This is a genomic window from Microbacterium sp. NPDC056569 (genome assembly GCF_042793475.1).
GTDB lineage: Bacteria > Actinomycetota > Actinomycetes > Actinomycetales > Microbacteriaceae > Microbacterium.
In genome coordinates this window covers 12,207-35,770 of record NZ_JBHTUV010000022.1, presented here as the reverse complement: position 1 = coordinate 35,770, position 23,564 = coordinate 12,207, and the positions used below count along the sequence as shown (strand labels likewise).

Here is a 23,564-nt window from a genome sequence, read left to right as displayed (position 1 = left end):
TCCCGTCGTTCAGCCGTCGGAGTCCGGGAGATCGTCGATCAGCGCCTGGGCCAGGGCGAGCGCGGAGTCCGCAGTGAGCCCCAGCTCGGTCGGCGGGGCGTCGCGCGCGACATCGCACGCGATCACGACCATCGCGTCCTTGCGCCGGTCGACGAGAACCACCGTGCCGCCGAAGCCGACGCCCGCGAACTCGTCGCGCTCCTCGTCGACCCACCACTGGAATCCGTAGGACAGGGCTCCGAGGACCGGGGTCGCGACCATCGGGGAGGTGGCGAGGGCGACCCAGGTCGACGACACGATCTCGTCGCCCATCCGCTCGCCCTCGTCGAGGAAGAGCTGTGCGAAGCGTGCGAGGTCGCCGGGTCGCAGCCGCAGCCAGGCGCCTCCCATGTTGAGGGCCTGCGGATCCGCGATCCACGCGACCTCGGCATTCTCGTACGCACGGTTGTACGCGTCCGGATCTGTGCCGGGGAGAAGCCGCTCCTCCCAGGGCTCGTCGACCTCGATGCCGAGCGGTGCGAAGAGCACCTCCCGGGCGAACGCGAACGGCGACATCCCCGTGGCTTCGGCGACGACGGCGGCGAGCACGTGTGACCCGTAGGTCGAATACACGAACGAGCCGTCGCCGGGTCCGCGGTCAGCACGGTCCTGGAGGATCGTCGCGATCCAGTCCGCGCTGCCTTCCAGGTCGCGGACATCGCCGTCGGGCGCGAAGTTCGCGGTATGCGTGAGGACCGCCTGGAGCGGGATGTCGGACGTCTCCGCCGTCAGCACAGCGGCGTACTCCGGTAGCAGGTCGCCGAGCGTCGCGTCCACGCCGGAGATCAGCCCCCGGTCGATGGCGATGCCCACCAGCGTCGACGTCACGCTCTTGGTCACCGAGTACACGTTCCACGTGTCGTCCGGAGTCGATGACATGTACTCCTCGTACACGGGCTCGGCGTCCTGGTGTACGAGCACCGCCCGGACCTCCTCCGACCCGGTCACCGCGTCCAGCACGGCGTGCAGATGGTTCGCGATCGCGACCTCGGGCGACGGAACCGGAGCGGGAGACGGGGCAGCCGTGCACGCGGCGGCTCCCGCGAGCAGGAAGACCGCGGTGGCGAATGTCTCGATGATTCGGACCGAGGCTCGGCGAGGGGCGAGCATCGGGCGACCTCACTCGGCGTTAGCGGGCAGATCGGCCAGGAGCAGGGCGGCGAGCCCCACTGCCGTCGCACTCGCGAAGCCGTGGTTCCCGCGCACGTCGTCCACCGTGACCTCGGAGGCGATCACGGCGACGGCATCCCTGACCGGATCGACGACGACCGCCGTTCCGCCCTCGCCCTGGGCGTAGAACACGCCGCGTTGCGGGTCGACCCACCACTGGTAGCCGTAGCTGATCGTTCCGTATCCGACCGTGGCGACGACGGGACTGGTCGCCTGGACAGCCCAGGTGGCCGACACCACCTGCTCTTCGTCCCAGACGCCCTCGTCGAGCATGAGCTGGCCGAAGCGCAGGAGGTCTGTCGCGCGAAGCCGGAGGTGCGTGTAGCCGAGATTCACGCCCTGCGGATCAGCGGGCCACGCCACTTCCGCCTCCTGGTACTCCCGAAGAAGCTCCTGGGGGTCGCCGCCGGGCGCGAAGCGCTCCTCCCACACGGGGGCGGTGTCGATGTCGAGCGGATCGAACAGCACCTCGTCGGCGAAGCGGAACGGCGACATCCCGGTCGCCTCGGCGACGACGGCGGCGAGAATGTGCGTGCCCATGTCGGAGAACAGGAACCGGCCGTCGCCGGGCCCTCGGACTGCCCGATCCGCGAGGATCGCCGCCACCCAATCGGGCTGCGCGTACAGATCGGCGGCGATTCCCCGGATGTCGCGCTCCTCGGAGGTGGACGCGAAGTTCGCCGTATGAGTGAGCACGGCCTTCAGCTGGATGGCTGCGGTCTCGGGTGTCAGCACGGCCGCATAGCTGGGCAGCAACTGACCGAGGGTGGCATCGACACCGGAGATGAGTCCGCGATCCATGGCGATGCCGATGAGGGTCGAGGTGACCGCACGGGTGACGCCGCGCACATCCCAGGTGTCTTCAGCGGTCGCCTCCAGATACTGCTCGTAGACGAGTTCGCCGTGCTGCTGCACGAGCATCGCCCGGACGGCATCCTCGCCGTACAGCGTGCCGAAGATCGTCTCGATGTCTTCGCGGATCTCCTCGGCCGGGTGCGGCTGCTCGGGGAGTGAGGCGGCGGACGAGCATCCGGAGACCAGGAGAGCTCCGATCGCGGCGCACATCAGCGCGACCCGCGTGCCGGTGCGACCGCGTTGACTTCGGTGGTCTATGCGGGCCATGGATGCCTCCGTCAGCAGTGACCCTGACCGCACGGTACACCTGCGCCGACCGCGCGAACAGACCACCGCTGCGGCATCCGTCCGCAGCCGGACGCGTCAGACGAGCACGTCGGCCAAGTCGTACGCGGCGACCACCTCGAGCTGCTCGTAGGTGCACGAGCGCGGGTCGCGGTCGGGGCGCCAGCGCTCGAACTGCACGGTGTGACGGAAGCGCCAGCCCTCGAGCTGGTCGTAGCGCACCTCGAGCACGCGCTCGGGGCGCAGGCGGACGAACGAGGAGTCCGCCCGGCCGGCTTGGAAGCGCGACTTCTCGCCCTCGCCGCGCAGCGCCTCGCCGTCGGCGTCGCGCTCGACGAGCGGGGCGAGCTCGTCGATGAGCTCGAGCCGGCGGGCGTTGCTCCAGGCGGCCACGCCGCCGACGGGGTAGAGGGTGGCGTCCTCGGAGTACAGCCCGACGAGCAGCGAGCCGACGCCCTCGCCCGACTTGTGGATGCGGTAGCCCAGCGCCACGACGTCGGCGGTGCGCGCGTGCTTGATCTTGAACATGGTGCGCTTGCCCGGTGCGTACGGCTGGTCGAGCGGCTTCGCGACAACGCCGTCGAGACCCGCGCCCTCGAACTCGGCGAGCCATCGGCGCGCGAGTGCGGGATCGTCGGTGGTCCGCGTGACATGCACGGGGTCGGGCACGTCCCGCAGCAGATCGACGAGAGCCCTCCGGCGCGTCTCGAACGGCTCGTTCTGCAGGTCGCGGTCGCCGACGGCGAGCAGGTCGAACGCGATGAACATCGCGGGCGTCTGCTCGGCGAGCATGTTCACCCGGGATGCCGCGGGGTGGATGCGCTGCGACAGCGACTCCCAGTCGAGCCGGCGCCGGCCGTCGCGGTCGATCGGCACGACGATCTCACCGTCGAGCAGACACGGCTCGGGAAGGAGCCGGCTGAACGCGTCGACGAGCTCGGGGAAGTACCGCGTCAGCGGCTTCGCGCCCCGCGACCCGATCTCGACCTTCTCGCCGTCCCACGAGATCAGCGCGCGGAACCCGTCCCACTTCGGCTCGTAGCTCAGGCCGCCGGAGACCTTCGCCGGATCGGGGACGTCGGGCACGGACTTCGCGAGCATCGGCGCAGGGATCTCGTACGGCATGCGTCTCATCCTGCCGCTCCCCGCCGACACCCGACACCCCGGATCCGTGTTCTGGCATGGACGGATGCCGCGGCCGCCGCGCCGCGTCAGGCCGGTGCCGAACTCGACGCCGACGCGGCGTACAGGGCCGCGGCCTCGGCGCGGTTGGCGGCGCCGATCTTCGCGAGGATCGCGGACACATGCACCGACGCTGTCTTCGGGCTGATGAACAGGCGCTGGCCGATCTGGGGGTTGGTGAGACCCTCGGCGATGAGCTCGAGCACTTGCAGCTCGCGCGGCGTCAAGGTCGCGACCACGCCGTGCGAGGTGTCGGCATCGGAGGGTCCTGGGGCGAGGCGGGCGCGCGCGGCCAGTTCCGCGGCCCACCGGCCGATGCGGGCGACACCCTCGCCGGGTGCCGTTGCCACGATGTCCGCGAGAAGCCCGGCCGCCGCATCGCGGTGGCCGCCGTCGAGCAGTGCGAGGGCGAGTCGGCAGCGGGCGACCTGCCGGTGCCAGACGGTCAGCAGGCGGCCGGCAGGCGCCTCGATGAGCGAGCGCCACGCGTCGGCCCGGTGCTCCGCAGACGCGCTCTCGGCATCGGCGAGGAGCGCGCGGATGAACTCGGCGTGGGCCTTCGCCGGTTCGTGATCGGGCCACGACTCGATCGTTCCCGTCAGTCGGCTTCGCAGCTCGAGGTCGACCGGCCGACCGGGGGCGAGGGTGAGCAGCGCCGCGGTGACGACGGCGTAGCGGCGCACAGCGGGTGTGCCGGTGTCGCCGTTCGCGATGTCGAACACGTCGGCGAGCACCGAGGCGAGCGCCTCGCCGACGGTGCTCGCTCCGCGCAGGGTGAGCACCGCCTCTGCGCGCTCGACCGCCCACCATCCGTGCTTGTCGGGGTAGCGCCGGCGCGAGTCCTCGATCGTCGCACGTTCGGCCACGAGGAGCTCCTCCCGCTCGGCGTCGCGGTCGTCCCAGGTCAGGTGCGAAGCCAGAAGCCGCACGATGGACGCGCCGTGCAGCGGATTCAACAGCCGTCGAGCGCGCTGCGCGTACCGTCGCGCGCTCTCGGGCCGTCCGGCGGCGAACAGGGCGAGCGCCAGCGCGTAGGCGAGGCTCGACCCCGATCCCCGTTCGATGCCCGCCCGGGTGATGTCTTCGTAGTGCTGTGTGCCGACGACGACCGCCTCGTCGAACCGCCCCACACGCAGCAGCATGTCGGTGAGGGCGTTGGCCACGTAGGCCCGCATCGGCGGGTCGAGCCGCAACGCCACCGCCCGCTCGAGCGGCGCCAGTGCGCGGGGCTCGTCGTCCTCATCGCCCGCGATGCGCCAGGCCTCCACTGTCAGGGCGACGGCGAGCGCGGCGTCGTCGCCGGCTTCTTCAGCCAGCGCGATCGCGCGTGCGGCGTGAGCGGCCGCCGCATCGCCGTGCTCATCGAGCGCGATGTTGGTGAGCACGCGCGACAGCAGGATGCGCGCGCGAGGGTCGTCCACGTGTTCGAGGAGCGCGACCGCCTCCTCCAGGTCCTCACCGCGCCCGCGGTGCTCGAGGTTGTACGTCTGCACGAACCGCTGACGCAGGAGCGCGGCGCGCGTGACCGGGTCATCGGGGCAGACGCAGAGCCCCTCGGTGGCGGAGCGGAGCGACCGCTCCGCGTCACCCAGGTCATGCCAGGCCTGGGCGGCGTCGAGGTGCAGTTCGGGGAGCGTCATGCCGGCTCGGGTAGCGGCATCCGGAACCTGATCCCAGAGCTCCGTCAGCCGCTCGGCCAGCTTCGCCCGCGTCGCGGGTGAGAACCGGGACCGCGATCGGCGCAGCGCCGCGACGGTCGCATCGAACGCCGCGGGAAGGTCGCGCGCGGCCAGCCAGTGCTCGGCGACCGCCGACGCGTCGTCCGGCGATTCGCCCCGATGCTCGCTCAGGTGCTCCGCGTAGCGGCGGTGCACGCGCACGCGTTCGCTCGGCAGCATCTCGCCTTCGACCGCCTCCCGGGTGAGGGCGTGGCGGAATCGGTAGCCGTCGCCGTCGGCGAGGACGACACGGCTGTCGACCGCCTCCCGCAGCGCGTGGTCGTGCGCACGAACGTCGAGCGCTGTCACGGCCGTGAGCACGTCGTCGTCCACGTGCATGCCGCCGGCCGCCATCGTGCGCATCGTCTGCTGCGCGTCGTCGCCGAGCCGGGCGTAGCGTGCCAGCACCAGCTCGCGCAGGGTGTCGGGCAGGGCCCGGTCGCCGAGGTCGACGAGCTCCTCGACGAGGAACGGGATGCCTCCGCTGCGCTCCGCGAGCGCCTCGACGACGCGCGGGTCGAGGCCGCTCGCCAGCTGTGCGACCTGCTCGGCGACCTCGTCGGGCGTGAGCGGCGTGACCTCGACGCGCACGACGGAGCGCGTGCGGTCGAGCTCGGCGAGCACCGGGCGCAAAGGGTGGAAGCGGTCGATGTCGTCGGAGCGGTACGTCGCGACGATGGTGAGCCGACGACCCCGGAGGGTGCTGGCCAGGGTCTTGAGCAGGGCCATGGTGGCAGCATCCGCCCACTGCAGGTCTTCGAGCACGACGACGACGTGACGGCGCTGCGACAGCCGCTCGAGCAGCACCTCGATCGCCTCGGCGAACTCGCCGGCCGGCTCGTCGTTGTCGGGCGTCTCGTCTGCGATGCCGGGCACGAGCGCGGCCAGGCTCGCGATCGCGGCGGCGGAGCCGGCGGCGTCGCGCAGCGCGTCGGTGCCGACGGCCGCGTGCAGGTCGCGCAGCACGCGGCGGACCGGGCCGAACGCCGCGCCGATGGGCCCGAGGTCGACGCACTGCCCGAAAGCGACGACGGGCGCGTCCTCGGGGACCGATCGCGCGCCGAGCGGGTCGGCAGTGACGAGGGCGAGGAACTCCTGGACCAGCCGGGTCTTGCCGACCCCGGCCTCGCCGCGCACGACGACGGTGCGCGGGACCCCGCCCACGCCGTCGTCGTACGCCTCGAGCAGGGCGGCGAGCTCGGTGTGCCGGCCGACCATGCGCGGGCTCGAAGAGAGAGCGGGCATGGTCATATCGTGGCACCTTCCGGGCGCGTGGGGACCCTCACCGTGTGGCGACGAACGTCGAGCGGCGGGCGGAGCGATGCGGCCACCAGGAGCGGTGAGAGCGAGCGGATGCTGCCGCCGACGCGTGCCGCGCGGCCGGGGCCGGAAGCGTCTCGGCCTCGTACTCGGCGTGCTGCGCGAGCAGCTCGACCTCCCGGCGCAGGTCCGCCGCGCGGTGCGCGTCGAGCGCCGAGGCGAGGAACGTCGTGTCGTTCATGTGCGTCTCCTGTCGCGGAACCCGCGGGAGCGGGGCTTCGTGCAGATACGACTGTGCTCTCTAAGGGGTGGAGCGCTCATCGGGTGGATGCCCTATCTGGGGCATCGGACCGCTCAGATCCCGGCGTGCTGCGCCTCGACATACCGCGCGGCGGCCTCGGCCCGGTTGGAGACTCCGAGCTTGGCCAGCACCGCGGACACGTGCACCGACGCGGTCTTCGGCGAGATGAACAGACGGCGCCCGATCTCTCCGTTGCTCAGGCCCTCAGCCACGAGCGCCAGCACCTCGCGCTCGCGCGCGGTCAGCCGTTCGAGCGCGGGGGCCGGCGGCGGGGCGGAAGCCGCACGCGCGGCATCCGTTGACAGGAGTCGGATGCCGGCGCGCCGAGCGAGCTCCGTCGCCCAGCGGGCGACCAGTGCGACGCCCTCACCGGGGGCGGTGGAGCGGATCTCGGCGATGCGCTCGGCGGCGGCATCGGTGTCCCCCGCGTGGATCAGCGCCTCGGCGAGTCGGAGGCGCAGGAAGTGCCGGTGGCGCACGTTGAGGAACCCCTCGTCGGCGACGGAGACGGCGCCGGCGCATGCCTCGACGACCTCCTCGGGCGATGCTCCCGGCGAGCGGGCGAGCTCGGCCGCCGCGAAGGCGCGGAGTGCCCGAGCCAGGTCGTCGTCGCCCAGCGTCTCGAGGGCGCAGTCGAGCGCGATTCGCAGCGGCGCCAGCGACTCGGGCTCGATGCCGAGCTCGGCGCCGGCCCTGATCGTGCGGGAGAGCACGGTGACCGCATGTCTCTGGAGACCCGCGAGAATGAGGAACGGCGCGTCGCCGAGCGGTCGAAGAGCCTCGATGGCGGCGTTCACGGCGGTGCGGGCCCCGCCGGTGCTGCGCGCGTCGTGCGCGCGAGCCAGGTACAGCTCGGCGTTGTCGGCGGCGCTCTCGGCCGCCTCCTGTGCGTACTGCAGATCGACGGAGGCCGGTGCTGCGGCGCTGACGTCGGCATCCGCCCAGAGCGCCAGCATCGTCCGCATGCTCGACGCCCACGCCTCCAGCCGCTCCCTTCCGTGGCGGCCGCCGGAAAGCGCAGCGGCGATCTCGGCGTACGCCGCATCCGGCCTGCCGGCCGCCGCGAGCGCGGCGGCGTCGGTGAGCCGGACGACCGCCAGGCCCGCCGTCGAGCCCAGCCCCAGCCGCTCGCTCGCCTCCACGGTCTCGCGGGCACGCGCACCGACGTCGTCGTAGCGGCCGAGCCACAGCATCACGTGGGTGGCGACGGTCTGAGCGGGGAGGCCGAGGACCGCGACCGAGGGCGGGCCGGCGTGGGCGACGACGGTGTCGGCGAGGGCGTAGTACCCGCGATCGGCCAGTGCCCATGCGGAGTGCGTGCTGACCACCTCGACGGCGTGCTGCGACCCGGATCTCATCGCGAGGCGCACGCACTCCTCCGCGCGGCGCGGGGTCTCGGAGCGGGGTGCCGTCTCGTCGCTGATGAGATCCATGGATTCGACCATCGCGAGCGCGGCATCGCGCAGAGCACCCTCCCGCGGCTCGAGGAGTGCGCGGGCGGCGGCGAGTTCGACGGATGCCTCGTCCAAGCGCCCGGCGTTCGACAGGGCGACGGCGACGAGCCGGTGGAGCGCGCCGCGGCCCACCGCATCGCGCTCGCCGAGGTTCGCGAAGACGGCCCCTGCGTAGCGGCGCGCGTGATCCGCGTCGTCGGCGATGTCGTTGAGGGCGGTCAACACCTCGCACGCGAGGTCCGCGAGTCCTCTCCCGGCTCGATGTGCGGCATCCGGCACGTCCGGCCACAGGTCCAGCAGCCGCTCACCCTGCTGGACAGCACCGATGGCGGCGAGGCTCGCGCGGGCGTGCCGGTACGCGGTCAGTGTCGCATCGAACGCGCAGCCGAGATCGCGCGCGCCCAGCCAGTGCTCCGCGGTCTCGGCAGCGAGCGACTCCTCGCCCGCGTCGACGCGGCGCTGGAGAGCCACCGCGTAGCGGCGATGGAGGTCGGTGCGGTCGCCGGGGAGCAGGTCGTCGTGTGCGGCCTCCTGGATGAGCGCGTGACGGAACGCGTAACCGCGGTCGTCGGTGAGCAGCACGTTGAGATCGACGCCGGAGCGCAGCGCTGCGGTCAGCGCTGCGTGGTCGACGGTGGTGACATCCGCGAGGAGGTCGTGGTCGACGCGCGCACCTCCCACGGCAAGGGTCCCGATGACACCGCGCGCGTCGGTCGGCAACTGGTCGAGGCGGGCCAGGATCACGCCGCGAAGGGTGTCGGGCATCCGGTGGTCGGGAAGCCCGACGAGTTCCTCGACGAAGAACGGCACGCCCTGGCTCCGAGCCACGATGTCTGCCGTCGCCTCGGGCGGCAGGTGAGGTGAGAGCTGATCGACGATCTCCGCCGTGTGGTCGGGGCGGAGTCGTGCGAGCTCGACGGTGTGCACGGAGGGGTTTCGCTCCAGCCCGGCCAGCAGTCCATGAAGGGCGTGGCCTCGCGGCAGGTCGTCGGTGCGGAATGTCCCGACGATGCTCACGTGGGCGCCGGTCTCGGTGATCGCCAGCGTCTTGAGGAGGTCGATGGTCGAGGCATCCGCCCAGTGAAGGTCTTCCACGATGAGGATCAGGTGGCGCTCGAGCGAGAGCCGGACGATGACCTGCTCGATGGCGTCGGCCAGCACACCCGGCGCGCTCGCGGTGGGCCCGACCGGCTCCGACGACAGCGTGGGCACGAGTGCGCCGAGTACCGAGATCACCCCTGGCGATCCCGCCGCCTCACGGAACGCGTCGTCGCCGACGCTGCGATGCAGGGCGCGCAACAGGCGCCGCACCGAGAGGAAGGGCGCGCCGATCGTTCCCGCGTCGACGCACTGGCCGATGGCGATGTGGATCGGGATGCCACGCTCGGCACCGCCCGTGCTGTCGCGGTGCGACGCCACGGGCGGTGCCGCCTCCGCGGAACCTGCCGGAGGCTCGCCGGCGACCTCCGCGAGGAATTCCTCGACGAGCCGGGACTTGCCGATCCCCGCCTCACCGCGGACCATGACGACCCTGGGCTGCCCCCGCGCGCCGTCATCGAACGCGGCGCGCAGCACCGCCAGCTCGGACTCCCGTCCGACCATGCGCGCGGGCTGCGACGGCCGTGCCATGGCCACCATGGTGCCACTCAGGCCCAGCTCATGGTTCGCCACGCCCGTGCGGACGGCGAACGGGTGACGAAGAGGGCGAAGCCCGGTACCGGCTTCGCCCTCTTCGTGCGCACTCGCGTGGACAGGTCCGGGGTGTGCGCGCCCCCGTCTGGAAGCGGATCAGTGGCTCGACGCGACCGCGGCGCTGCGCGGGCCGTGGTGCAGCACCTCGCGGAACCAGGCCGACAGCGGCTGACCGTCGGGCCGGGCCGGCGACTGGCCGCGCTCGCGGTGGGCCTGCATCATCTCGTTCTGGCGGACGAGGTCGGCGGCGCGGTGCTGGTCGAGGATGTAGCCGGTGTACGTCGTGTCGTTCATGGGTCTCTCCTGTCTGCGGCGGAACCTCGGATCGGTTCCGGTTGTGCTGACAGGTTCGACTCTCCTCGCTAAGGCGGGTGCCCCTCATCGGGCGATCGCCTTGTCTTCGCGGCCGCAGGTACCTTAGTGCCGCGCAGGGAGTGCCCTAGGCGCGGAGCCCGGTCTGAGGTGCGACCTCAGTGGGCGATCGGCCGTTTCGGTCGCGCCCAGCGCGCGGGGAGATCCGCGCCGTCCCACACCTGCACCGCTCCCCACGCGGCGGCGGCGATCGGCACCGCCAGCACCGCGCCGACGATGCCGCCGAGCACCGTGCCCACGGTCAGGGCGACGAGGATCACGAACGCGTGGAGCTTCATCGACCGGCCCATGAGCACCGGCTGCAGGAAGTTGCCCTCGAGCTGGTTCACCAGCACCACCACGCCGACGACGAGCAGCGCGTTCACCCATCCGTTGGCGACGAGAGCCACGAGGGCGGCGACGATGCCGGCGACGGTCGCGCCGACGATCGGGATGAAGGCCAGCAGGAACGTCAGCACCGCCAGTGGGATGGCGAGGGGCACGTCCAGGATCAGCAGGCCGATCAGGATGCCGACGGCGTCGACGAGCGCGACCGTCGCCGTGCCGCGCATGTACGAGCCGAGCACGCCGACCGTCTTGTCGCCGATGCGGCGTGCGCGCAGGTAGTTCTCGCCGCGGAACGGGCGCAGCACGAAGTCCCACATCTGCGGGCCGTCCTTGAGGAAGAAGAACAGGATCGTGACCATCAGCACGAGTCCCGTCACGAAGTTCGCCACGGCGCTGACGCCGGCGAGGGCGCCCGAGCCGAACTGCGCGCTCGTGATGAAGTCGAGGATGCCGTCCAGCCACCCGTCGAGCTGGTCCTGCGTCGGCGCGAACGGCAGCGTCTGCACCCACGCGATCACCGCGTCGATCCCGTCGAGCGCCTGCGCGGAGAGCTCATCCCACTGGTCGCGCACGGCCCACACGATGAGCCAGCCGACTCCCGCGAGGATGAGCGTGATCCCGAGAAGCGTGATCACGGTCGCGAGCACGGCGGGAACGCCGCGGCGCCGCATCCACCCCATCACCGGCGCGAACGCGCACGCGAGGATCAGCGCGATCGTGAGCGGGATGGTGACCAGGGTCAGGAACTGCAGTGCGAACACGATGCCGCCGACGACCGCGACCACGACGATGATCTGGATCGCCCGGATGCCGAGCCTGCCGAATCCGTCGGCCCACAGGCTCCACGGCGCACGCGTCGCGCGCTGTTCGACATCGTGCGATTCGAGGACGACGTGCTGAGGGTCGTTGCGGAACAGTCCCATGCGCCGAGGATATGCGGCGCGGGGTGCTCGAGCCGGGTGGCTTGCGCCGAACCGGGGAATGCGGCTACGCGAACGCGCTCATCCCGGTGATGTCGCGACCGATGAGGAGGGCCTGCACGCTCTCGGTGCCCTCGTACGTGTGGATGGCCTCGATGTCGGCCAGGTGCTGCATGACGCCGTTCTCGAGCAGGATCCCGTTGCCGCCGAGCATGTCGCGGGCGGTCGACGCGATCCGGCGGGCGGCGCGGGTGTTGTGGTACTTCGCGAGCGACGCCTGCGTCGGACGCAGCTCGCCGCGCTCCTCGAGGTCGGCCATCCAGCGGCAGTAGAGCTGCATCGCCGTGAGCTCCTCGAGCATGTTCGCGAGGCGCTCCTGCACCATCTGGAACTTCGCGAGGGGCTTGCCGAACTGGATGCGCTGCTGCGAGTACGCGAGTGCGGCTTCGTAGCAGGCCGTCGCGTGGCCGAGCGCCGACCAGGCCACACCCGAGCGGGTCGAGTACAGCACGGTCGAGGCATCCTTGAAGCTCCTCGTGCCGGGCAGGACGGCATCGGACGCCACACGCACGTCGTCGAGCACGATATGAGCCTGATGGATGCCGCGCAGCGACGCCTTCCCCTGGATCACGGTGCCCGTGTAGCCCGGGGTGTCCTGCTCGACGAGGAAGCAGCGCACCGCACCGTGGAACTCGTCGTCGTCGGCCTCGACGCGCGCCCAGACGAACGTGATGCCGCCCGAGGCGCCGTTGCCGATCCACTTCTTCGCACCGTCGATCACCCACTCCTCGGTGGAGGAGTCCCAGCGGGCCACGGTCTCGAGGGACACCGAGTCCGATCCGTGGTCGGGTTCGGTGAGGGCGAAGGATGCAGCGACCTCGCCTCGCGCGACCGGCACCAGCCAGCGCGCCTGCTGCTCGTCGCTGCCGAACAGCGCGAGAGTGCGGAGGGCGAGACCGCCCTGCACCGCGAGCACCGTGCCGAGCGAGCCGTCGCCGCGCGAGATCTCCATGTTCACGAGGCCCGCCGCGAGAGGCGAGAAACGTGTGAGCGCCGGGTGGACGATGCCGTCGTTGAAGAGGTCGAGCTCGCCGCCGCGCATCGCGATGTCGAGGGGGTATTCGCCGGTGTCCCATGCGTCCTGCATGCGCGTGCCGACCTCGTCGACGTACGCCTGCGCCCGCTCCCACACCTCGCGGTCGGCGGCGGGGATGTCGGCGAACACGGCGTAGTAGTCGGTGCCGCGGCGGCGGGTGACGTCGTAGCCCTCGACGCGCTGGCCGGGGCGGGGCTGGAAGTCGGTCACGATCGGACTCCTGGCGGTGGGTGCGGTGGTGAGGCTTCTGTCCCGGAATGGAACTGAATCCCACAACATATAGTACTCAGTCTCATGCCGGTGTGCTGCCCCTCCCGATCAGGCGGGATCAGCGTGGGAAGGTGATACGCTGGGAAAACCGACCAGCCGGTATGTCGGTGGATGCGCAAGGAGGCGCCATGGCCCAGGATCACTCCCGTCGTTTCGAGGGCACGGTGTCGCTCATCACCGGGGCGAGCCGGGGGATCGGCTTCGCGATCGCGCGGCGCATCGTGGACGAGGGCGGCTCGGTCGTGATCACGGGGCGCAAGCAGGACTCGCTCGACGCCGCGCTCGCAGAGCTCGGCGTCGCAGCGAGCGCCGTCGCGGGCCGCGCCGACGACCCCGACCATCGCGCCGCGGTCTTCGCGCACATCGCCGAGCGGCACGGCCGGCTCGACCACCTCGTCAACAACACCGGGATCAACCCGGTGTACGGGCCGATCGTCGACATCGACGCCGAGGCCGCGCGCAAGATCCTCGAGGTCAACGTGGTCTCCGCGCTCGACTGGACGCGCGCCGCGCTCGGCGCGGGCCTGACACGCTCTGTGGTCAACATCGCCTCGGTCGCCGGCCTCGGCGCGAGCCCGAACATCGCGTTCTACGGCATTTCGAAGGCGGCGCTGATCAACCTCACGGCGCAGCTCGCGTACGAGCTGGCACCCGGCGTCCGCGTGAACGCGGTCGCTCCCGCCGTCATCAAGACGGCGTTCGCGCGGGCGCTCTACGAGGGACATGAGGCCGAGGCATCCGCGGCGTATCCGCTCGCCCGCCTCGGCGAGCCGGCCGATGTCGCAGGCCCCGTGGCCTTCCTGCTGTCAGACGACGCCGCCTGGATCACGGGCCAGGCCCTCGCGATCGACGGCGGTGCCGGCATCCGTCCGCTCGTGTGACAGGGGTGGCGAGCGGTTCGGGTGAAGGATGAAGGCATGAAGGATTCCCACGTCGCCGACGATGTCACCCGTGCCGCCGTCGAGCTGTTCGCCCGCCAGGGGTACGCCAACACGAGCGTGCAGCAGATCGTCGCGGCCGCCGGCGTCACCAAGGGCGCGATGTACCACTACTTCGAGTCGAAGGACGACCTGCTCTTCGGCATCTACGAGCGGCTCCTCACGCTGCAGAAGGCGCACCTCGACGAGATCATCGCGCGCGGCGGCACGACCGACGAGGTGCTGCGCGCGGTGTGCATCGATGTGCTCGAGACCTCGATCGACTCGATGGAGGAGGGGGCGGTGTTCTTCCGCAGCCTCAACATGCTGTCGGCGCCGCGACAGCAGGAGGTCACGCGCCGCCGCCGCGCCTATCACGACGAGTTCGCCGAGCTGATCTCGCGCGGCCAGGCCGAGGGCGTCTACCGCAGCGACATCCCCCTCGCGATGCTCGTCGCCCACTTCTTCAGCGACGTGCACTACCTGTCGCACTGGTACTCGCCCGAGGGTCCCGAAGACAAGACGCTCGTCGCCGAGCAGCTGACCGACCTGTTCCTGACCAGCCTGAGGAGAACGGATGCTGCAACCTGACGCGACCGTCGACGCCGACGTCGCTGCGACCGAGGCCGACGTGGCCGTGCCCGAGTCGATGCGCGCGTGGCGCGTGACCCGGCTCGGCGAGCCGGCGGACGCGCTGTCGCTCGACACCGTGCCGGTGCCCGAGCCGGGAGCGGGGGAGGTGCTGGTGAAGGTCGCGGCCGTCCCGGCGAACTTCCCCGACGTGCTCCTGTGCCGGGGCGAGTACCAGGTGAAGCCCGAACTCCCCTTCGTGCCCGGGATCGAGCTCGTGGGCACGGTCGCCGCGGTGGGCGCCGGCGTGTCGCAGGTCGCCGTCGGGCACCGGGTCGTCGGGTCGAAGATCGGCGTGCTCTCCGAGTACGCGGCGCTGCCGGCGGCCGACGTGTGGGCGGCGCCGTCGTCACTCTCCGACGCCGAGGCGGCGGGGCTCACCGTGGCGTACCAGACGGCGTGGTTCGGGCTGCACCGCCGGGCGGCGCTGCAGCCGGGAGAGTGGCTGCTCGTGCACGCCGCCGCGGGCGGGGTCGGGCTGGCTGCCGTGCAGCTCGGCGTCGCCGCCGGCGCCCGCGTGATCGGCGTCGTCGGCTCGGAGGCCAAGGCGGCGGTCGCCCGCGATGCCGGGGCCGAAGTTGTGCTGGTGCGCGATGTCGACGACGTCGTCGCGGGCGTCAAGGCGGCGACCGGCGGGCACGGCGCCGATGTCGTGTTCGATCCCGTCGGCGGCGCGGCGTTCGAGGCGTCGACGAAGTGCATCGCGTTCGAGGGGCGCCTCCTCGTCGTGGGGTTCGCCGGCGGCACGATCCCGTCGGTGCCCGCGGGGCATGTGCTCGTCAAGAACTACTCCGTCGTGGGCCTCCACTGGGGGCTGTACCCCGCCGTGCGGCCCGATCTCATCGAGCAGGCGCGCACCGCGCTGACGCGGCTCGCCGATTCCGGAGCCCTGCGTCCGGTGGTCGACCACGTCGTGCCCTTCGACCGCGCGCCCGAGGCGCTGACCGCCCTCGCCTCGGGGGCGACGGTGGGCCGCGTCGTGATCGAGGTGACCTCGTGAGCCGGTTCGACCTCGGCGGGCGGGTCGCGCTCGTCACGGGCGGTGCCCGCGGCATCGGCGAGGCCTACGTCCGCGCGCTGCACGAGGCCGGCGCGCGCGTCGTGATCGCCGACATCCTCGACGAGGCCGGTGCGGCGCTCGCTGCCGAACTCGGCGACGGGGCGCGATTCGTGCACCTCGATGTGACGGACGAGGGGCAATGGGATGCTGCGGTGGCAGCATCCGTCGAAGCCTTCGGGTCCGTCGACGTGCTCGTGAACAATGCCGGCATCGCGAACGCCGCGCCGATCGAGCATCTGACCACCGAGAAGTGGAACGCCGTCATCGCCGTCAACCTCACCGGCGTCTTCTTCGGCTGCCGCGCGGTCGTGCCCGTGATGAAGGCGCAGAGCCGCGGGTCGATCGTCAACATCTCGTCGGTCGAGGGCATGCGCGGCAGCCCCGGCCTGCACGGCTACACGGCGGCGAAGTTCGGCGTCCGCGGGCTGTCGCAGTCCCTCGCGGTCGAGCTCGGCGCGTTCGGCATCCGGGTGAACTCCGTGCATCCGGGGTTCATCACCACGCAGATGACCACGCGCATCGACCCCGCGCATCTCGACATCCCTCTCGGTCGACCGGGGGAGCCCTCGGATCTCGCCGGCACGATCGTGTTCCTCGCGTCCGACGCGTCGTCGTTCACGAGCGGCGCCGAGTTCGTCGTCGACGGCGGCATGATCGCCGGCATCCCGCACAAGTAGCCGACAGTCGCCTTCTTGGGCGTACGGGCGGGACTTCGCGCGGATCAGCTCCTGCTGGCCACACGCGTCGCCGTCGACTCGATCCTGTGGAAGGCGCGATCACGAACCTTCGCCACCGCGGGGTCGTTCCAGACGTCCTTCGCGATGCCGCTGAGTTCACGGAATCGGCTCCCACCGGCTTTCGTGCCGATCACGAACGCGGCGGCGGCGGCCGCCACCCCGAGCAGAGCGGTCCAGATGTAGGGCTTCGGCATGGTCATCCTCCAGAGGGGGTTGTCGACGGGCCTGTCGTCGTCGTGGGTGGTGAGCGGCGCCCCGGATGCACCGCTCGAGGCAGTGTCGGCATCGGCGTTCTCGTCCGGCACGCTCACGGTGTCGTGCTGATAGCGGTCAGTCATGCCGAGGACGCTATGTCGCCTGGGATCGCCGGGCTCGGGGGTTGACGAATCGGGACGAGAGTGCCACCGACGCGTAGATCACCGGTGGCGGCGCGGGACGACACAGATGCGATTACGATCGTGCAACAACAACATACCGCCCGGTCGGTTTCTGCGATACAGTGGGCGCACCCGACACGAAGAGGTGCCGATGAACCCCCGATCCACCGGGCGAACGCCAGAGCCGACGCCTGCGAACGCTGCTCATCCCGATACGACGGATGCTGCGGCATCCGCGATCCCACGACTCGAGGTCGTCGACCTCCGTGTCGCGTTCGGCGGGCTGACCGCCCTCGACGACGTGTCGTTCGACGTGCGCCCGGGCGAGGTCGTCGCCCTCATCGGGCCGAACGGCGCCGGCAAGACCACCGTGTTCAACGCCGTGTGCGGGCTCGTGCGTCGTCAGGGCGAGGTGCGCATCGACGGGGCGCCGGCGCCGCGGCGCACGTCGGGGCTCACTGCGCGGGGCGTCTCGCGCACCCTCCAGGGTCTGGGGCTGTTCCACGGGCTGACCGTGCGCGAGAACGTGCTGCTGCCGGTCGCGGGGCGCCGCGACGCCGACGCCCGCGTCGCCGCGCAGCTGCAAGGCCTCGGCCTCGAGGCGGTGGCAGACCGACCGGCCGCCGCGCTCGCGTATCCCGACCGCAAGCGCGTCGCGCTCGCCCGGGCGCTCGTGGCCGAGCCGCGACTCCTGCTGCTCGACGAGCCGGCCGGCGGGCTGGGCGCCGACGACATCTCGGGCCTCGGCGGCATCGTGCGCCGCGTCGCGGACGCAGGGTGCGCCGTGCTCCTCGTCGAGCACCACGTCGACTTCGTCATGGGCCTCGCCGACCGCATCGTCGTGCTCGACTTCGGCCGCGTGATCGCGCGCGGCACCCCCGACGAGGTGCGCAACGACCCGCGGGTCGAAGAGGCCTACCTCGGCGTGAAGGCGACGGCATGAGCACCTTCACGCACGCGCCGACGCGCCGAGGGTCGCTCGAGATCCGCGACCTGACCGTCGGGTACGGCGGCGCCCCGGCACTCCACGACGTCGGGTTCGCCCTCGAGCCCGGAGAGGTCGTGGCCCTGCTGGGCGCGAACGGCGCCGGCAAGACCACGCTCCTGCGCACCCTCGCAGGACTCGTGGCCGCAGCATCCGGAACCATCCTCCTCGACGGCGACGACCTCGCGGGACTCCGCACCGAGGACCGCGCCCGCCGCGGATTCGCGCTCGTGCCCGACGGGCAGAGCGTCGTCGCCGAGCTCACCGTCGACGAGAACCTGCGGCTCGGCGCGCTCTGGCGCCACCGCGGCGCGGCGCGCGAGCGCGCGATCGCCGAGGTCTACGCGCTGTTCGAGCCGCTCGCCCGCCGGCGCACGAGCGCCGGGCACCAGCTCTCGGGCGGCGAAAGGCAGATGCTCGCTCTCGGCCGGGCGCTCATCGCCGACCCCGTGCTGCTCGCCCTCGACGAGCCGTCGCTCGGGCTCGCGCCGCTCGTCGTGGCCCAGCTCATGGGCACCCTTCGCGATGCGGCGGCCGGCCGCGGGATGACCGTGCTGCTCGCCGAGCAGAACGTCACGAGCGCCCTGTCGATCGCCGACCGCGGGGTCGTGCTCGACCTCGGTCGCGTCGTCGCCGATGCCCCGGCCGCCGCGCTCGCCGCCGACGAGACCCTCCGACACGCCTACCTGGGATTCTGATGGACCGACTGCTCTTCCTCCTCGCCACCGGCCTAGCGCGCGGCGCGATCTTCGCCCTGTTCGCGCTGTCGCTCGTGCTCATCTGGCGCGCCGCGCGCATCGTGAACTTCGCGCAGGGCGCGATGGCCCTCGTCGCGACGTACGCCGCGTTCGCCGTCACCGGCCTCACCGGCTCGTACTGGGCGGGGCTCGCGGCAGGCCTCATCGCCGGCGCGACCCTCGGGCTCGGCGTCGAGCGCGGGCTCATGCGCTTCGCCCCGCTCTCGAGCCCGCTGTCGGGCGTGATCGTGGCGATCGGGCTCGTGATGGTGCTGCAGTCGCTGCTCGGCATCCTGTTCGGCGCGCAGTACCTTCCGATGCGCGCGCCGTTCGACGACAGTCCGATCATGGTCGGGGGAGTGCCGCTGCTCTCGCCGTACGACCTGTTCGTGCTCGCGGTCGCGCTGGTGGTGATGGCTGTGCTGGCGGTCCTCTTCACGCGCACGTCGCTCGGACTGCAGCTGCGCGCCTCGGCGTTCGCGCCGGAGGTGTCCCGCGTGCTGGGCGTGCGCGTCAGCCGCATGGTGACGATCGGATGGATGCTGTCGGCCGCCGTCGCCGCGCTGGCTGCAATGCTTCTCGTGCCCACGGAGCTCGGGCTCAACCCCCACGCGACCGACATGCTCTTCGTCTACGCGTTCGCGGTGGCCGTCGTCGGCGGGCTGGACTCGCCCGTCGGGGCGCTCCTCGGCGGGCTGGTCGTCGGCATCGCGATGACGCTCGTCACGGGCTATCTCGGCGCGACGGTCGCGCCCCTCGGAGTGCTCGTGCTCCTGGTCGGAGTGCTGCTCGTGCGGCCCGGCGGGATCTTCTCGCTGCGGGAGGCGAGGAGCGCATGACCCGGCTGCTCCCCTCGCTGCGCGGCATCCCGCGCACCCTCGTCTTCGGCGCCGTGCTCACGGTGCTCGCGATCGGCGGCACGTTCCTGCTCGATCCGTACCGCAACTTCCAGCTCGCGACGATCGCCGCGTACTTCTGCGCCGCGGCGGGGCTGACCGTGCTCATCGGGCAGAGCGGGCAACTCTCGCTCGGGCAGGCGGCGCTCATGGCCGCCGGCGGCTACGGCTACGCCCTGACGGCGAATGCGATGACGGGTGCCGGGGTCACCGGCATGCCCCGATTCCTGGGCGGCATGCTGGTCGCTGTCGCCGTGTCCGCCGCCCTCGGCTGGCTGCTCGGGCTCGCCGCGGCACGCCTGCGCGGACCGTACCTCGCGGGCGTGACCCTGACCCTCGTGATCGCCGTGCCCGCTGTCGCGGCGGTGTTCTCGGGGGTGCTGCGCGGCGACCAGGGCGTGCAGATCGCGTACGACGCCGTGCCGCCGCTGCTCGAGCGGCTCATCGCGGCCGAGCAGTGGCAGGCGTGGGTCGCGATCCTCGTGGCCGGCGTCGTCGTGACCGGGCTCGCCGCGTTCGCGCGCGGCCGCCTCGGCCTGCGGATGCGCGCCGTGCGCGACGACGAGACCGCCGCGCGCCTGAACGGCGTGCGCTCCGGCCGCGTGAAGGTGACCGCGTTCACCGTGAGCTCGATGGCGGCGGGTGCGGGCGGCGCGGTGCTCTGTTTCGTGACGCAGTCCGTGAGCCCCGGCGCGTACACGCTCGCCTTCTCGCTGCTGCTGGTCGTCGCGGTCGTGCTGGGAGGTCTGGGCAGCATCGGCGGGGCGGCCATCGGCTCGGCGCTCATCGTGCTGCTGCCATGGCTGCTCTCCACCGCGACCGCTGCGCTGCCCCTGTCTGCGGAGGTGTCGCAGCGCCTGTCGGGCAACCTCTCGATCCTCGTCTTCGGCGTGCTGCTCATCGTCGTCATGCTCGCCTGGCCCGGCTGCCTCGCGAGCCTCCGCCGCCGTCGCCGTCGCTCGGGCACCGCCCCGCGAACTCCGCGAGACATCAACGGGGCGCCGAGACAGCAGCCCGCGGATGGAGTCTCGGCGCTCGGAAGAAGTCTCGCGGGCGAGCGCCGGGGCGAGGACGCCCCCGCGGAGCCCGCGGGCGCCGGGGCGCAGCATCCGTGAATCCTGCACCACCCACACCACACAGAAAGAGGTGACCATGTCACAGCACTCCCTCGCGCGCCGCGTCGCGGCGCTGGCCGGCGCATCCGCCGTCCTCGTCGCGCTCGCGGGGTGCAGCACGCCGTCAGCACCCGCCGCCACGGACGAAGACGTCCCCGGCATCACCGACGACACCGTCACGATCGGCACGCACACCCCGCTGACCGGGCCGGCTGCGGCGGGATACTCGTCGATCTCGGCCGCCGCCACGGCGTACTTCGCCTACCTCAACGACACCGGCGGCGTGCACGGGCGGTCGATCGACTACATCGTGAAGGACGACGGCTACAACCCCGCCAACACGCAGACCGTGGTGCGCGAGCTCGTGCAGGAGGACGAGGTGTTCGCGATCCTGAACGGCCTCGGCACGCCCACGCACACCGCCGTGCTCGACTACCTGAACCAGAACGAGGTGCCCGACCTGTTCGTCGCCTCGGGGTCGACGAGCTGGAACCAGCCTGAGAAGTACCCGTTCACGTTCGGGTTCAACGCGGACTACGTGGTCGAGGGCGCGGCGCTCGCGCAGTACGCGGCCGACGAGTATCCGGATGCCGTCGTGTGCCTGCTCGGGCAGGACGACGACTTCGGCGACGAGATGATCGAGGGCGCCGAACTGGCCCTCGGCGCCGACGGCTTGGCCGCCGTCGAGCGGTACTCGGTGTCGAACCAGGACGTCTCGGCGCAGATCGGCGCGCTGAAGGCGGCCGGGTGCGAGGTCAACATCCTCGGCACGATCAACGGGTTCACCGCGCTGGCGGTCGGGACCGCGGCGCAGCTGGGCTGGTTCCCGAAGTGGTTCTCGTCGTCGTCGGGCGCCAACTACGAGACGCTCGTCGGCTACCTCGGCGAGGACGTCGGCCCCAAGCTCCTGCAGGGCCTCGTCGGCACCAACTACCTGCCCGCCTCGGGCGGCGACTCGGAGTGGGTGACCCTGTTCCGCGAGATCAACGACGAGTACAACGACGGCGCGGTCTTCGACGGCAACACGGTCTACGGCATGAGCGTCGCCTACCTGTTCGCCGAGGCCCTCGAGGCCGCGGGGGAGAACCCGACTCGCCAGTCGCTCATCGACGTCGTGCAGTCGGGCGATCTCGGGGGCAACGGCATCCTTCCGCTCTCGTTCGCGGAGGACTGCCACGCCGCGTATCTCGGCGTCGGCATCACCACCGTCGACCAGGGCGTCCAGGACTACGTGGGCGCCACCTACGCCGTCGACGGCGGATCGGTGACCGCCGTCGACCCGGCGCCCGTGGCCCTGTCGGGCAAGGGCGTGCCGGGCTCCTGATCCCCCCGCCGAAGGCCCGGATCCCCGCGCGGGATCCGGGCCTTCACACATGCCCCCTGCATCGGGTGTCCGGACTCCTCAAGAAGACGAACCGGCCTCGTCGCTTCGAGCCGGTTCGGCCGTTCCCGCACCGGGTCGGAGGAGTTGTCACCCCGCGCGCCAGACCAACGACGGATGCCCCGCACCCGGGTGGGCACGAGGCATCCGAGGAGGGCGGGGGTCAGGGCACCGGCGTGAACCGGGCGACGAGCTCCCGCTTGAGCACCTTGCCGCTCGAGCCCAGCGGCAGCGACGCCACCACGTGCACCACCCGCGGATACTTGTACGCCGCGATGCGGTCGCGCACGAAAGCCACGACGTCGTCGGGATCCAGCGACACCCCGTCGTGCGCCACGACGGCGGCGTGCACCTCCTGCCCGCGCACGTCGTCGGCCACACCGAACACCGCCGCGACGGCGATACCGGGGTGGCGGGCGAGCACGGCCTCCACCTCGGTCGGGTACACGTTGTACCCGGAGCGCACGATCATGTCCTTCTTGCGGTCGACGATCGTGAGCACACCGTCGGCGTAGGTGCCCAGGTCGCCGGTGCGGAACCAGCCGTCGACGACGGCGGCGGCCGAGGCCTCCGGCCTCCCGAGATAGCCCTTGAAGAGGTTGTGACCGCGCACGACGACCTCGCCGAGGGCGTCGGGACCAGCGCGCAGCACGAGGGTGTCCTCGATCTCGGGGTCGGCGATCGCGACGTCGACGCCCCACAGCGCGCGCCCGACGGTGCCGGGGCGGATCGCCTCGCGCAGCGGGTTCGACGACACCGTCGGCGCGGTCTCGGTGAGCCCGTATCCCTCATGCACGTCGGCCCCGAACGCTTCGCGGAACGCCTCGAGCACCGCGACCGGCAGCGCCGCCCCGCCCGACACCGCGTACCGCAGCGGCGGCCGCGCCGGCGCGCGGCGCGCGGCCTCGAGCATCCCGACGTACATCGTGGGCACGGCCGTGAACACCGTCGCACCGAGCTTCGTCGTGAGAGCGAGCGCCTCGTCGGCGTCGAACCGCGGGAGGAGGATCACGGATGCCCCGACCCGCAGCGCGATGTTCATCACGGCGGTCTGCCCGAAAGTGTGGAACAGCGGCAGTCCGCCGAACACGACGTCGTCGGCGCGCAGGTCGAACGCGTCGATGAGCGTGGTGTGCACCTGCTCGACGATCGACAGGTGCGAGCCGACCGCGCCCTTGGGCGTGCCGGTCGTGCCGCTCGTATAGAGGATGGTGGCGGCATCCAACGGTCCGACCGATTCGTGGCGCGCGATCGGCGTGGCGGACGCGGCCTCGACCTCGAGCCGTGCGAGCTCGACGCCTGCGTCGGCGGGCAGCAGCACCGTGACGAGCGGCACGCCGGACGCCGCTGCCGCCGGCACCGCCTCGCCCAGCAGCGGAGCGGCCACGATGAGCAGGTCCGCCTCGGCATCGCGCAGCACGTACGCGATCTCCTCGGCCTTGAACAGCAGGTGCACCGGCACGACGACCGCGCCGAGCGACAGCGCCGCGTAGTACACGCGGGCGAAGTCGGGCACGTTCGGCACGAGCATCGCGACGCGGTCGCCGCGGCCGATGCCACGGGCCCGCAGCGCACCCGCATACGCGCGCGTCTGCTCCCACAGCTCGCGGTAGGTGAGGGTCGTGCCGGCGAAGTGGAACGCCGTGCGCTCTGCGTGCCGTACGGCCGATTCGGCGAGGATGCTCGCCACCGACAGCGTCGCGAAGCCCGCGCCGTCGATCGCGGGGTCGGGGGTGTGGGTCATGTCGTCTCCTTCGACGCTCGAACCGGGGGTGATGCGGAAGCGCG

20 protein-coding genes are annotated in these 23,564 nt (G+C 71.8%); 9 read left to right on the top strand and 11 right to left on the bottom strand.

Going from position 1 to position 23,564, the window contains the following annotated elements:
• Positions 1-9: 9 nt before the first annotated feature.
• From ACFQ7C_RS19265 to ACFQ7C_RS19225, 9 genes are all read right to left on the bottom strand, one after another.
• Positions 10-1,149 carry a serine hydrolase domain-containing protein gene (locus tag ACFQ7C_RS19265; RefSeq protein ID WP_378905188.1) on the bottom strand — a complete coding sequence of 380 codons (1,140 nt, stop codon included), beginning with the start codon at positions 1,147-1,149 and terminating at the stop codon, positions 10-12.
• 9 nt (positions 1,150-1,158) lie between these two features.
• A complete protein-coding gene (locus ACFQ7C_RS19260) occupies positions 1,159-2,331 on the bottom strand; it encodes a serine hydrolase domain-containing protein (protein ID WP_378905185.1) in 1,173 nt (390 codons plus the stop codon).
• A gap of 96 nt (positions 2,332-2,427) precedes the next feature.
• The gene (locus ACFQ7C_RS19255; RefSeq protein WP_378905182.1) at positions 2,428-3,474 is read right to left on the bottom strand and encodes an ATP-dependent DNA ligase; all 1,047 of its coding nucleotides are present in this window, start codon (positions 3,472-3,474) and stop codon (positions 2,428-2,430) included.
• Positions 3,475-3,560: 86 nt separating this feature from the next.
• Positions 3,561-6,494, bottom strand: coding sequence for an AAA family ATPase (locus ACFQ7C_RS19250; protein WP_378905179.1), 2,934 nt, complete (start codon positions 6,492-6,494; stop codon positions 3,561-3,563).
• A gap of 37 nt (positions 6,495-6,531) precedes the next feature.
• The gene (locus ACFQ7C_RS19245) at positions 6,532-6,750 is read right to left on the bottom strand and encodes a hypothetical protein (protein ID WP_378905177.1); all 219 of its coding nucleotides are present in this window, start codon (positions 6,748-6,750) and stop codon (positions 6,532-6,534) included.
• A 113-nt stretch (positions 6,751-6,863) separates the two neighbouring features.
• Positions 6,864-9,893, bottom strand: coding sequence for an AAA family ATPase (locus tag ACFQ7C_RS19240; RefSeq protein ID WP_378905174.1), 3,030 nt, complete (start codon positions 9,891-9,893; stop codon positions 6,864-6,866).
• Positions 9,894-10,052: 159 nt separating this feature from the next.
• Positions 10,053-10,250 carry a hypothetical protein gene (locus ACFQ7C_RS19235; RefSeq protein WP_378905171.1) on the bottom strand — a complete coding sequence of 66 codons (198 nt, stop codon included), beginning with the start codon at positions 10,248-10,250 and terminating at the stop codon, positions 10,053-10,055.
• Positions 10,251-10,426: 176 nt separating this feature from the next.
• The gene (locus tag ACFQ7C_RS19230) at positions 10,427-11,578 is read right to left on the bottom strand and encodes an AI-2E family transporter (RefSeq protein ID WP_378905168.1); all 1,152 of its coding nucleotides are present in this window, start codon (positions 11,576-11,578) and stop codon (positions 10,427-10,429) included.
• A gap of 64 nt (positions 11,579-11,642) precedes the next feature.
• Entirely contained in the window at positions 11,643-12,881 is a 1,239-nt protein-coding gene (locus ACFQ7C_RS19225) for an acyl-CoA dehydrogenase family protein (protein ID WP_378905165.1), read from the bottom strand.
• A gap of 188 nt (positions 12,882-13,069) precedes the next feature.
• Between ACFQ7C_RS19225 and ACFQ7C_RS19220 the strand changes: the two genes are divergently transcribed.
• Genes ACFQ7C_RS19220 through ACFQ7C_RS19205 form a run of 4 tightly spaced genes read left to right on the top strand, consistent with a single transcriptional unit; the run spans position 13,070 to position 16,225 of the window.
• Positions 13,070-13,822 carry an SDR family oxidoreductase gene (locus ACFQ7C_RS19220; protein WP_378905162.1) on the top strand — a complete coding sequence of 251 codons (753 nt, stop codon included), beginning with the start codon at positions 13,070-13,072 and terminating at the stop codon, positions 13,820-13,822.
• 36 nt (positions 13,823-13,858) lie between these two features.
• Complete coding sequence (locus ACFQ7C_RS19215) at positions 13,859-14,449, top strand: TetR/AcrR family transcriptional regulator (protein WP_378905159.1); 591 nt, start codon at positions 13,859-13,861, stop codon at positions 14,447-14,449.
• On the top strand, positions 14,436-15,488 hold the full coding sequence (locus ACFQ7C_RS19210; protein ID WP_378905156.1) for an NADPH:quinone oxidoreductase family protein: 1,053 nt from the start codon (positions 14,436-14,438) through the stop codon (positions 15,486-15,488). The genes ACFQ7C_RS19215 and ACFQ7C_RS19210 overlap by 14 nt, the downstream gene beginning before the upstream one ends.
• On the top strand, positions 15,485-16,225 hold the full coding sequence (locus ACFQ7C_RS19205) for a glucose 1-dehydrogenase (protein WP_378905153.1): 741 nt from the start codon (positions 15,485-15,487) through the stop codon (positions 16,223-16,225). The genes ACFQ7C_RS19210 and ACFQ7C_RS19205 overlap by 4 nt, the downstream gene beginning before the upstream one ends.
• Positions 16,226-16,269: 44 nt before the next feature.
• On the opposite strand, the gene ACFQ7C_RS19200 is transcribed toward ACFQ7C_RS19205, so the two are convergent.
• Positions 16,270-16,623, bottom strand: a complete 354-nt coding sequence (locus ACFQ7C_RS19200; RefSeq protein WP_378905150.1) for a hypothetical protein — start codon at positions 16,621-16,623, stop codon at positions 16,270-16,272.
• A gap of 190 nt (positions 16,624-16,813) precedes the next feature.
• On the opposite strand from ACFQ7C_RS19200, the gene ACFQ7C_RS19195 reads away from it, so the two are divergent.
• The 5 genes from ACFQ7C_RS19195 to ACFQ7C_RS19175 are packed head-to-tail and all read left to right on the top strand — an operon-like array spanning position 16,814 to position 21,719.
• Entirely contained in the window at positions 16,814-17,605 is a 792-nt protein-coding gene (locus tag ACFQ7C_RS19195; protein WP_378905147.1) for an ABC transporter ATP-binding protein, read from the top strand.
• A complete protein-coding gene (locus ACFQ7C_RS19190; protein ID WP_378905144.1) occupies positions 17,602-18,345 on the top strand; it encodes an ABC transporter ATP-binding protein in 744 nt (247 codons plus the stop codon). Before ACFQ7C_RS19195 ends, ACFQ7C_RS19190 begins: the two co-directional genes overlap by 4 nt.
• Positions 18,345-19,223, top strand: coding sequence for a branched-chain amino acid ABC transporter permease (locus ACFQ7C_RS19185; protein WP_378905141.1), 879 nt, complete (start codon positions 18,345-18,347; stop codon positions 19,221-19,223). Before ACFQ7C_RS19190 ends, ACFQ7C_RS19185 begins: the two co-directional genes overlap by 1 nt.
• Complete coding sequence (locus ACFQ7C_RS19180; protein ID WP_378905138.1) at positions 19,220-20,395, top strand: branched-chain amino acid ABC transporter permease; 1,176 nt, start codon at positions 19,220-19,222, stop codon at positions 20,393-20,395. The genes ACFQ7C_RS19185 and ACFQ7C_RS19180 overlap by 4 nt, the downstream gene beginning before the upstream one ends.
• Positions 20,396-20,432: 37 nt before the next feature.
• Positions 20,433-21,719 (top strand): ABC transporter substrate-binding protein, encoded by a 1,287-nt coding sequence (locus ACFQ7C_RS19175; protein WP_378905135.1) that lies wholly within the window; start codon positions 20,433-20,435, stop codon positions 21,717-21,719.
• A 220-nt stretch (positions 21,720-21,939) separates the two neighbouring features.
• Here the strand turns inward: ACFQ7C_RS19175 and ACFQ7C_RS19170 are convergent, their stop codons facing one another.
• A complete protein-coding gene (locus ACFQ7C_RS19170) occupies positions 21,940-23,520 on the bottom strand; it encodes an AMP-binding protein (RefSeq protein ID WP_378905132.1) in 1,581 nt (526 codons plus the stop codon).
• Between the last annotated feature and the right edge of the window lie 44 nt (positions 23,521-23,564).